The sequence below is a fragment of the Streptomyces sp. genome, assembly GCF_050698815.1.
GTDB lineage: Bacteria > Actinomycetota > Actinomycetes > Streptomycetales > Streptomycetaceae > Streptomyces.
Genome location: NZ_JBOHCV010000280.1, coordinates 1 through 8,165, shown reverse-complemented (window position 1 = coordinate 8,165; position 8,165 = coordinate 1). Strand labels below are relative to the sequence as shown.

Genomic DNA, 8,165 nt, shown 5'->3' with positions numbered 1-8,165 from the left:
TCCGCGCCCTGGCCGAGGAGCTGGGCACGGACTGGTCCAAGGTGCTGCGCGCGGACGCCGCCTTCACCGGCACCGGCGAGCTGAAGCCGGGCCTGCGCTCCTACGTCCAGCGGGTCACCGAACGGCTCTCCGCCCGCCTCACCGACCTCGCCGAGACGGCAGACCCCAAGGCGGTGCTCTTCGTTCACAACGCCGGACTGCTCGCCCGCTACTTCGACGGGGGCGGCCACGACCTGCTGGTGAACCTGCAGCAGGCGGCACGCCGGCCGACCCAGGCACCGCACGGGCTGTGGTGGCTGTGCCCCATGGAGGACCCGAAGCAGACCCCGTCACTGGACGGCCGCACGGTGGAGGTCGTCGACCGGGCCACCGAATGGGCGCTGCTCGACTCGCTGTTCGTCAAGGAGCTGCACAGTGGTGCCCGGACTTGAAACGACGTCAGGACTCTTGTCAGTCTCACTGACTAAGATCCTGGCGTGGCTGAGACCTCTCCTCAAGATCACTATGCCGGCGCGGCTCGACGACATCACGACGATGCCGTCTACCTGCACGACGATGGTCGCTTACCCAACGCGGACCACCACTACGGCTTCGCGGTGGAGTGTGCGCTGAAGAGTTTGCTGTTGCGGTACCTGGGCGCAACGCTGCAGCCGAAGACGCCCGGAGGCAAACCTCAAGTCAAACCATGGATCCCTGGATCGAATGGCAAGCCCCAGTTCTTCGAGCATCTGCCCCACGTCTGGTCCGATGTCGCCATGCTGCTCCACGGGAGGTCCGGCAGCGCCCTGGGGAGTCTTCTTCAGAGCTCTCAGCCGTTCGCCTCCTGGGACGTCGGGGAGCGCTACCTCGACGGGGAGGCCGTCGATGCCGCCGAAGTCACCGCCCGCAGGGCGGCCGCACACAAGATTCTCCTCCTCCACCAGCAGGCGCTCACCGCCGGAGTTCTCTCGTGACACTTCACCCTCCGCCTGTTCGTTTCGACGACGCTCGGCCGATTGCCCTCGCCATTGCGAGAGAAGCGGCCGGCACCGGACTCGACGTGTTGCTCGTGAGGGATGTCCTTGGACGCTTCGTCGTGGCGCTCGACGATCGCGGTGAGCACCTGGCCGGTGAGGCCGTTGACAGGTGGCACGGTCAGATGAGTGAGCAACTGGGGCCATACGCTGCCGCCTCGCCGGTGGTGCTGGCTTCGAAGCTGTTCGCCGCCGACGCGCTTTTCGGGTCTCCTCGTGTCGTCGACTTGCCCAGCGAGGAATCAGGTCCCGGGCGTGGGCGCCTTCGTACAATCGACAACACCGTGGTCGGTGAGGACTGGCCACGCGTCAGCACTCCGGTGGATGCGTCCCGAAGTGCCGTGACTCCACGAGTCGCCTTGTACGGGTTCAAGGGCGGCGTGGGCCGGTCCACAGCCACATTCCTCCTGGCCAAGCACCTGGCAGATCAGGGGCGTTGCGTTCTCGTCGTCGATCTGGACCTGGAATCGCCGGGATCCGGGCCACTGCTGGTCGGGGACGAACAGATGCCCCAGTACGGTTTGGTCGATCACCTTGTCGAGGACGCTCTTGGCAACGCCGAGGGCCTGGATCTCGTGGTGAGGGCGTCCCATGTAAGTGTCAAGGGAAACGGCGAACTCTGGGTCGCTCCCGCTCGTGGACGCGGCAGCGACAGGAGTCAGGCCCCGTACAGCTATGTGGACAAGCTCAATCGTATCTACACCGACGGGGCCGGGGACGGTGACTCCGGATTCGCCGAGCGAATGGACGCCGCGGTATCGGCATGCGAGAGCACAGTCGCACGCCTCAGCCGCCGCCCTGATGTGGTGTTGCTCGACAGCCGGGCGGGTATCCACGACATCGCCGCCGTCGCGATCTCGCGTCTCGCCGACCTCGCGCTGCTCTTCGGATCCGACAATGTTCAGACATGGACCGGATATCACGACCTGTTCTCGGCCTGGAGCGCGGCCGGCAAGGCTGAACTCATCCGCGACAAGCTTCGCATGGTCGCCTCCATGGTCCCCGACACGCCGGACCGGAAGCAGGACGCATACCTGGAATCGTTCCGTGAGCACGCCTGGTCAAGTTTTTCCGTTCTCTACGACGATCTTGCTGCCGACGATCCGACGGGTTTCAACCCGAGTCCTGAAGACAGCTCAGCCCCCCATGCGCCGGTACCGATTCTCTTCACGCTCGAGCTCGTCGGGCTGGACGGGGCAGCCACCCCCGGATGGAGCGAACGTACGTTTGTGCAGGCCGCGTATCGTACGTTCCTGGACACCGCCACACGCCTGATCGTCGAAGGAACGTGATGACTGCCGCTCTCCGGGTCGAGGACTACCGGGCGTTGCTCAGCGCCGCGCTGCCCAGGGCGCAGGACGCTGACACGGTCCATCCGACGGTGAACACCTTGTTCACCCCGGACAGTCACCGCCTTGCGCTGGAACCCGACACCACAGTGGTCCAGGGGGGACGAGGTGTGGGCAAGACGTTCTGGTTCAGATCGCTGCTTGACCCGCTTCTGCGTGAGGTCGCTGCACAGGAGTACCGCATCGACCGGCTGCGTGAACTGGAGGTGGCCGCTGGTTACGGTGCTGCCCTTGTCCCCGACCGCTATCCGGGTTCGGCCGAGCTGCGCAGCCTCGTCGACAGCGGTGCCAACCCCTACGAGCTGTGGACCACTGTGCTGTTGGTGGCGCTCGGACATCGGGACCTTGCAGCTGTCGGATCCTGGAAAGACAAGATCGCCTGGGTACGGGACCACCCGGGCGATCGGGACCGAACCATCGCCGCCGCCGACCGGCGGGCACAGGCCGAAGGGAAGGTTTGCCTTGTTCTCTTCGACGCTCTCGAGCATCTGCACCTCGACCGCCGGCAAGCTGACCGGCTGGTGGCCGGCATCCTTCAACTGGCTCTTGAACTGCGCCTGAGCACCAGAAACATCCGCTGCAAAATCTTCATCCGCCCCGACATGTTTGACGGGGCTCTACTCCACTTCCCGGACGCGTCGAAGCTCACGTCGAACGCTGCCAGTCTGAAGTGGACGCCGGCCAACCTCTACGGCCTGTTCTTCCATTACCTCGGGAACGACAGGGCCCCTTTGGCAGCCGACTTCCGGTCCATGAGGCCCGGCTGGGATGAGACGACGGCCGGCAGGCACGTGCCCCCTGCTTCGCTCCTTGGGGACGAAGAGGTTCAATCCGAGGCATTCACCGCACTCGCAGGTTCGTACATGGGGGCGAACTTCCGGAAGGGTTACACCTATACCTGGCTGCCCAACCATTTGATGGACGGGGCGGAACAGGTCAGCCCGCGAAGTTTCCTCGATGCGCTTTCCAAAGCCGTGGAGGAGACGATCGCCCAGTACGCCGGTCACGAGTACGCCATCCATCACGAAGGTATCCGCCGAGGAGTGCAGTCGGCGTCGCGAACCCGCGTGGGTGAGATCAGGGAAGACCTGCCCTGGGTGCAGACTGCCATCGAGCCGCTCAATGGACAGCAGGTACCGATCGAAGAGGACCTTGTTGTGAGCCTGTGGGGCGAAAGCGGCCTCACAGCGGCATTGCAGGCCGAGGCCGAAAGCACGGCTGCGGAGGAGGACGTGCGCACGGGACCGCGCCATGCTGACCGCTACCCCGGTCTGATTGAGGAGTTGATCGATCTGGGAGTGATGCGGCGCCGCAAAGACGGACGGATCGACCTGCCGGACGTGTACCGCATCGCGTTCTCGATCGGCCGAAAAGGCGGCGTGCCGAAGGTCAAGACATAGCCGGCGCGCACAGACGCGAGAGCGTGGCCGTCGCCGCGCCCGGCTGGATCGTCGACCCAGCACGGAGCCGCGTACGCAGAGTCAGCGTGCGGGCGCGCAGGGCGGACTGTTCGTCGCTTGTTCCGCGACTCTGGGTGAGGTGAACGCGGGAGAGGTCCCACGCGCGTACCTGAAAGGTGCCGCCGGTGGCGATCGACGATGTGGACGGCACGGCATGGGATGGGGCGCGACTCGCTGCCGTTCGCCCGCTGTTGCGGATCGCCTGTGTGTCAGCAGTGGAGGCGATCCAGGAGGGACGCCACTCGTGGCCAAGACCACGCAGCTTCGTACGTACACCGTGAAAGAGGGCCTGCTCGACGAGTGGGTCGAGCGCTGGCGCGCGGAGATCGTGCCGCTGAGGCTGGAGTTGGGGTTCACCATCGGCGGGGCCTGGGTCGACCGTGAGCGCAACCGGTTCGTCTGGTTGATCTCTTACGACGGCCCCGAGACCTTCGCGGAGCGCAACGCGATGTACTGGTCGTCTCCTGCCCGCAAGGAGATGAACCTCGATCCGGGCGACTATCTGGTGGACACCGATGACCGCACGGTCGAGGAGCGGTACTGATCAGGCTGGGGCCGCCGGGAGCATGTGCCGACTCCGTTCGTCCTCGCTGAGCGTCCGGAAGACCCGTCCTCGGGCGTGCGCTTCGAGACGGTCGAAGTCGGGGTCGGCAGGCCACCTGCGGGCTGTCCCGTCGAAGGATGCGGAGAGCAGTCGCGTACTGTCCCGTGACCAGGTCACCGATGTCACCTTGTCCTGGTGGGCGCCGACGACGTCCCTCTCCTCGAAGGTCGTGGCCGGCCATACCCGCACGGTGCCGTCGTCGCAGGCGGTGGCGATGCGTCCTCCGTCCGGGTCCAGGCCGCCTGGTTCACCCGGCCGCCGTGGGCGTCGACCAGAACGTTTTCGGCCCCTCGTGGCCTCAGGTCCCACACGATCCCGGTGGTGTCGGTCGAACCGGTGGCGAGCTGGTCGCCTGCGGGAGACCAGGCCACACCCCACACCGTGTCGGTGTGCCCACGCAGCACAGCCAGGAACTTCCGTGTCCCGGGTGCTGACGATGCGTACGGTCGGGTCGGACGACGCGGAGGCCAGCATCCGGCCGTCCGGAGACCAGGCCAGATTCCAGACGTAGTCCGTGTGCCCGCGCAGCAGCAGCCGCAGGTCTCCGTCGTGCGCATCCCAGATGCGTACGGTGTGGTCCCCGGAGCCGGTGGCGATGGCGGATCCGTCCGCCGCACTCGCGGGCGGCGCCGAGGCGCTGCGCGTGACGTGGGGTCGCTGCCGGGTGGGCGGCTGTCCGGGTTGAGCCCCTGTGCCGCCACGCTACGCGCTGTTAGGTTATCTGGTGGATTCGGTACTGGTGCGGGTGGAGAATCGGCCTTCAGGGCGACGGGGGAGAACGTGTCATTCGAAGAGGAGTGGGCGGGGCTCAAGGTGCAGGCCTCGACACGGCTGCAGCTCGCCGGTGCGGGTGGCGAGCCGGGCTGGGCCACGGGCAAGGATGGCGGCGACCTGAAGACGGCCAAGTCGCCTTGGACCACGGCATCAGCGGGCGTAAGTGAGGTGCGCGGTACCTTCAGTGGCGCGCTGAGCACCCTGGTGGACAAGCAGCAGGGCGTCGGCACGGGCGACGCGGGCGTGGACGGCTTCACAAGCACGGCGGCCCAGCACAGCGTCTACAACTCCTGGAAAACCCGGCTGGACTTGGTCGGGCGGGAGTGCGGGGAGCTCAGCGACAAGCTGACGAAGGCCGGGAACGACCACTACAAGAACGACCAGGCCATCGGTGATGCCTTCCGAGAGACCCGGACGAGGCCGATCGAACCGCCTCCGGGAGGCTGACAGAGTTGGTGACCTACGCACAGCTCAAAGACGTACAGCCCGCGCAATTCGACGGGGCGGCCGACGGCTGGCGGAAGGTGTCCAGCGCGGCGGGCGCGGCGATGGACCGGGTGAACAACGAAATCGCCGCGAAGCTGCGCGGCGAGCTGCGCGGCCAGGCCGTCGACGCGGCCCTGACCCGGCTGAGGCGGGTTGCAGACAACTTCCAGTACACCCACGACCAGACCAACATGGCCCGCTCCGCGCTGTCCGACTTCGCTGAGGAGTTGCGGGCGGCCAAGCGGAAGCTGGACGGCGCCGTCGCCGACGCGCAGGGGGCGGGCTTCTCTGTGGAGACGGACGGTTCGGTGAAGTGGACCGCCGCAGACTCGTCCCACGAGGAGTCGAAGAAGACCGAGGCCCAGGGCTACGCTGACCGCCTCAGCGGCGCCGTACGGGACGCCACCACGGCGGACGGCACCTGCACCGGTCTGCTGAACCGGCTGAAGGCCCGTAACGACCTCACTGTCACGGACGCCGACTGGGCCGACTCGGGCCGGGACCGCGCCGCCGCGCGCGAGGCGCTCGGTGACGACGTGCGCCGTGAGGACATCCCCAAGGACAAGTCGCCGCGGGAGAACGCCCAGTGGTGGCGCGGCCTGTCTCCCGAGGAGCAGGCCGACTTCCTCGCGCTCTACCCCGATGCGGTCGGTGCGCTGGATGGCCTGCCCTCCGCCGTGCGGGACGACGCGAACCGCAGCGTGCTGGCGGAGACCGAGGGGGCGTACCAGACAGAGCTGGACGCCTATTCGGAAGAGCCCCCCAAGTACGTCCCCGGGCCGTCCCGGCGCATCTCCGAGGAGTGGCAGGAGTGGCACGACCGCAAGGCCCATCTGAAGTCCTCCCTGGCGGACATGCACCTCTTACAGGATCGCTTCGATCAGACGGGTGAGGAGGGGCTCCCAGAGGCGTACCTGCTCGGTTTCAGCACCGAGGGCGACGGCCGGGCGATCGTCGCCAACGGCAACCCCGACACGGCGCACCACACGGCGGTATACGTGCCCGGTACGGGCTCGGATGTCGACGGGTTCGGCAGCAACATGCGCCGCGGCACCGACATCTGGCGGGAGAGCCAGGCGCTGGTGCCTGGCCAGCAGGTCTCCAGCATCAGCTGGATCGGCTACGACGCGCCCGACCACCCCGTCAAGGACGCGCCGTTCAGCCACTACGCGAACGAGGGTGGCCCGATCCTGAACCGTTTCATGGACGGCATCGACGTCGCGCACGACGCTGGTCACGAGAGCCACACCACTGTGACCGCGCACAGCTACGGCACCACCGTGGTCGGCTCCGCCGCCCGTCAGGGCGACTTGAACGCGGACGACGTGGTGTTCGCGGGCAGCCCTGGCGTCCAGGTGGGCCGGGCCTCGGATATGGATGTGCCCGAGGGGCACGTGTGGAACCAGGAGGCCGACGGCGACTCCGTGCCCGACCTCGGGAGACTGGGCCATGGGCACCGGGAGTGGCACTGGGACACCGGGTTCGACTGGGTCATCCCCAGCGACGACCGCTTCGGGGCCAACCAGATGTCGACCGACACAGAAGGACACAGTGGTTATTGGAAATCCGGCTCCCAGAGCAGTCTCAACCAGGCATACGTCATCACCGGGCGCTATGACGACGTGCAGCGAGAGTAGGCGTCGGCCCCAGGGGCGCGGGAGCCGTCTCTTCCGTATCCTTACCGTACTGGCCGCGGCGTCGGCGACCGCACTGACAGGATGTTCGGGTATGAGTGGAAACGAGGAAGACGACCCCGGCCACACGCCGCGCACGCGGGAGGTGGAGGCCGCACGGGAGGACGCCAAGTCGGTCTCAAGCCAGATCCTCAACGTAATCGACCTGAACGGCGAGGTGACGGAGCCGGGGCCGGGCGTCTCGCCGTGCGACGGCTCCGACTCAGACACGCGGTTCACGATCAAGCACCCCTGGTCTGCGTACGGCGTGCCTGTCGAGGACATGGAAGCAGCGATGGAACGCCTGAAGGGGGGGCTGCCGGAGCGGGGCTGGGAGATCGTCAGCTACGGGCCGGACCGGAGCCGGGCGCGCAACCTCGAACTCGTCGCGGACTACAAGCACGGCGACAAGCAGTTCTCCGTCAACGTCCGGCTCCTCGACGAGCGGGGTAGGGACACCGGGCAACGCTCAATGATCAACGTCAGTCTCGTCTCCGCCTGCTTCCAGGTCCCCGAGGGGCAGAAGGTCAAGGGCTTCTGAAGGGGCCCCTCCTTCCCTCTGAGACAGGTGAGGGTGAGCGGTTGAGTTCATGGGTGCCACGGTGGCGATCGCGGGAGGGCGTTCACCAGCACGGAGCCTCGTACGCAGAGTCAGCGGACGGGTACGCAGGGTGGACAGTTCGTCGCTGGGAACAAGCCACCGTGTCTCGGTGCTCCCGTCGCCGATGACCGAGGGCACGCCGATTGTCGCGAGGACGGCGGCCGCCGTGGCGAGCGTGAACACAGGGCGACGCACGGAAGGGCCC

At 67.0% G+C, this 8,165-nt stretch carries 9 protein-coding genes and 2 pseudogenes; 8 read left to right on the top strand and 3 right to left on the bottom strand.

From position 1 onward, the window contains the following. From ACRDP3_RS10180 to ACRDP3_RS10160, 5 genes are all read left to right on the top strand, one after another. On the top strand, positions 1-431 hold a 431-nt coding region (locus ACRDP3_RS10180), incomplete at its 5' end, for a hypothetical protein (protein ID WP_431516547.1). Positions 432-476: 45 nt separating this feature from the next. Continuing rightward, positions 477-953, top strand: a complete 477-nt coding sequence (locus tag ACRDP3_RS10175) for a hypothetical protein (RefSeq protein ID WP_431516546.1) — start codon at positions 477-479, stop codon at positions 951-953. Continuing rightward, the gene (locus ACRDP3_RS10170) at positions 950-2,305 is read left to right on the top strand and encodes a KGGVGR-motif variant AAA ATPase (RefSeq protein ID WP_431516545.1); all 1,356 of its coding nucleotides are present in this window, start codon (positions 950-952) and stop codon (positions 2,303-2,305) included. Before ACRDP3_RS10175 ends, ACRDP3_RS10170 begins: the two co-directional genes overlap by 4 nt. Continuing rightward, positions 2,305-3,762, top strand: a complete 1,458-nt coding sequence (locus ACRDP3_RS10165; RefSeq protein WP_431516544.1) for a hypothetical protein — start codon at positions 2,305-2,307, stop codon at positions 3,760-3,762. Before ACRDP3_RS10170 ends, ACRDP3_RS10165 begins: the two co-directional genes overlap by 1 nt. A gap of 304 nt (positions 3,763-4,066) precedes the next feature. Then, the gene (locus ACRDP3_RS10160; protein WP_431516543.1) at positions 4,067-4,366 is read left to right on the top strand and encodes an NIPSNAP family protein; all 300 of its coding nucleotides are present in this window, start codon (positions 4,067-4,069) and stop codon (positions 4,364-4,366) included. On the opposite strand, the pseudogene ACRDP3_RS10155 reads toward ACRDP3_RS10160, so the two are convergent. The 3 genes and pseudogenes from ACRDP3_RS10155 to ACRDP3_RS10145 all read right to left on the bottom strand — a co-directional run. Then, a pseudogene (locus ACRDP3_RS10155) lies at positions 4,367-4,660 on the bottom strand (WD40 repeat domain-containing protein); the annotation flags it as partial. Beyond that, positions 4,549-4,797, bottom strand: coding sequence for a hypothetical protein (locus ACRDP3_RS10150; protein ID WP_431516542.1), 249 nt, complete (start codon positions 4,795-4,797; stop codon positions 4,549-4,551). The pseudogene ACRDP3_RS10155 and the gene ACRDP3_RS10150, both read right to left, overlap by 112 nt. Positions 4,798-4,873: 76 nt before the next feature. Then, positions 4,874-5,038, bottom strand: a pseudogene (locus ACRDP3_RS10145) (WD40 repeat domain-containing protein); the annotation flags it as partial. Positions 5,039-5,206: 168 nt separating this feature from the next. On the opposite strand from ACRDP3_RS10145, the gene ACRDP3_RS10140 reads away from it, so the two are divergent. The 3 genes from ACRDP3_RS10140 to ACRDP3_RS10130 all read left to right on the top strand — a co-directional run bounded on the left by ACRDP3_RS10140 (position 5,207) and on the right by ACRDP3_RS10130 (position 7,900). Next, the gene (locus ACRDP3_RS10140) at positions 5,207-5,647 is read left to right on the top strand and encodes a hypothetical protein (RefSeq protein ID WP_431516541.1); all 441 of its coding nucleotides are present in this window, start codon (positions 5,207-5,209) and stop codon (positions 5,645-5,647) included. 8 nt (positions 5,648-5,655) lie between these two features. After that, positions 5,656-7,323: an alpha/beta hydrolase gene (locus ACRDP3_RS10135; RefSeq protein ID WP_431516540.1), complete on the top strand. Its 1,668-nt coding sequence runs from the start codon at positions 5,656-5,658 to the stop codon at positions 7,321-7,323. Positions 7,324-7,414: 91 nt separating this feature from the next. Next, entirely contained in the window at positions 7,415-7,900 is a 486-nt protein-coding gene (locus ACRDP3_RS10130) for a hypothetical protein (protein WP_431516539.1), read from the top strand. Positions 7,901-8,165: the final 265 nt, after the last annotated feature.